General features: G+C 38.3%; 2 protein-coding genes. Both read left to right on the top strand.

All coding sequences use genetic code 11. From position 1 onward, the window contains the following. A partial coding sequence (locus tag Q8907_16710; protein ID MDP4275910.1) for an SLBB domain-containing protein occupies positions 1-991 on the top strand: 991 nt, incomplete at its 5' end. Positions 992-1,004: 13 nt separating this feature from the next. After that, positions 1,005-1,883, top strand: a complete 879-nt coding sequence (locus Q8907_16705; GenBank protein ID MDP4275909.1) for a VIT1/CCC1 transporter family protein — start codon at positions 1,005-1,007, stop codon at positions 1,881-1,883. The last annotated feature ends 135 nt before the right edge of the window (positions 1,884-2,018 follow it).

Raw genomic sequence — 2,018 nt, 5'->3', positions numbered from 1 at the left:
TTACGATTTAAAAGAAACCTATTCTTTGCAGATTGAGGGCGAAATAAAAAAGCCGGGAACCTATCCCTTTCTTGAAAATTCGACGCTTCACGATTTAATCGTTATGGCCGGTGGCTTTCTGGAATCCGCTTCAATTTCACATATAGAAATTGCCAGAAGGCTTAAGGATGTTAAGGATAGCATAACCGATCAGACTGCAGAAATTTATACGTTCGGTGTCAGTGAAAATTTAAGCCTTTCCGATTCAGCCAATAAGTTTATCCTCAAACCTTTTGACAGGGTCTTTGTACGTACATCCCCGGGGTATATGGTTCAAAAAATGGTCAGGATTGAAGGAGAGGTAAAATATCCGGGCAGTTATAGTATAAAGAGTAAATCTGAAACTGTTTCTGATTTGGTCAATCGTGGCGGAGGGCTGACTCCGGAGGCTTATCTCCCGGGAGCTCATTTGGTAAGACAGATATATACTGATCCACAGGAGAAAAAGAGAATGATTGAACAGTTGAAGCAGCAGGTTTCAGATAGCACTAAAATTGAAATTCCTGTTGAAACAGAACAGACTGTTGGCATTGATCTGAAAAAAGTTCTTCGTAAGCCGCATACTTTCGATGATCTGATTATACAGGAGGGGGATGTGCTTGTGATTCCTAAAGAATTGCAAACAGTTCAGGTAAATGGTGCTGTTTTACATCCTGCAGCTGTTCATTATAAGAATCGCAGTTTCCGCCATTACATTTCCAATGCCGGAGGTTTTATGGAAAATGCAAAAGGTTCAAAATCTTATGTGATTTACGCCAACGGATCTGTTAATCGTACAAAGAATTTTGTATTCTTTAAAAAGTATCCCAAAATAGAACCGGGGGCAGAGATTATTGTTCCAAAGAAAGCTGAAAGGGAAAAAATGTCTCCTCAGGAGGCTGTGGGCCTGGCCTCTGCAATATCATCTGCAGCCCTTGTTCTTGTTACGGTGGTTAATCTTATTAAGTGGTAATAAATTTATAAATATGCCTCAGGAAATAAGTGAAAATTTAAAAAGTCAACTGCTCGTTTTTCAAAAAAACGAACTGACAGAATATGAAATTTATTCCCGTTTGGCAAAGGTAACCAGGGAAAAAGCAAATAGGGATCTTTTGCTAAAAATTGCCCATGAAGAACTGGGACATGGCCATCTTTGGGAAGGGTATACCCAACGACAGATGAAAGCCAATAAAATAAAAATCTGGTTTTATTATTGGACAGCAAGGATATTGGGATTGACGTTCGGGATAAAACTGATGGAAAAGGGCGAATCCAATGCTCAACTCAGGTATAAACAAATTTCCGGGTATATTCCTGCTGTTCAAAAAATTATTGAAGATGAAGAAATACATGAAAATGAGCTGATTGCTTTAATTGAGGAAAAGAAATTAAATTATGTAGGTTCCATTGTACTTGGTTTGAATGATGCCCTTGTCGAACTGACAGGTACCTTGGCCGGTTTGAGTTTCGCCCTGCAGAATTCCAGACTGATTGGTTTGGCCGGGTTAATCACCGGTGTGGCTGCTGCCCTGTCTATGGCATCTTCAGAATATTTGTCCACTAAGGCTGAAGGGAAAGAAGAACATGCTGTAACCTCTTCAGTTTACACGGGAATAGCTTATATCATTACCGTTATATTATTGGTTATCCCTTATTTTCTGATTGATAATTATTTGATGTGCCTTGTTGTTACTATGATCATTGCACTGATTATTATCTTGATTTTTAATTATTACATTTCTATTGCCAAAGATTTTTCCTTTAAGAAACGTTTTCTGGAAATGGCTGCAATCAGTCTGGGCGTAGCCCTGCTAAGTTTTGGAATAGGTTTCTTTATAAAAAAATTTATAGGTGTAAATATTTAATAAGTCCGGTTAGAGACTTTCAGCTTCTCTTTTTTTCGTAATTTTTTTAGAAATCATAATTCCTACTTCATAAAGCATGATTAAGGGCAATGCTACGATGACCTGGCTAAAAGCGTCCGGTGGAGTAATTACTGC

The organism is Bacteroidota bacterium, assembly GCA_030706565.1.
GTDB lineage: Bacteria > Bacteroidota > Bacteroidia > Bacteroidales > JAUZOH01 > JAUZOH01.
The sequence above is the reverse complement of the archived record's forward strand: the minus strand, read 5'-3'. Positions and strand labels throughout refer to the sequence as shown.

Bases quoted from the DNA above. Each gene is read 5' to 3' on its own strand.
- Q8907_16705 (MDP4275909.1), top strand. From the start codon at position 1,005: ATGCCTCAGGAAATAAGTGAAAATTTAAAAAGTCAACTGCTCGTTTTT.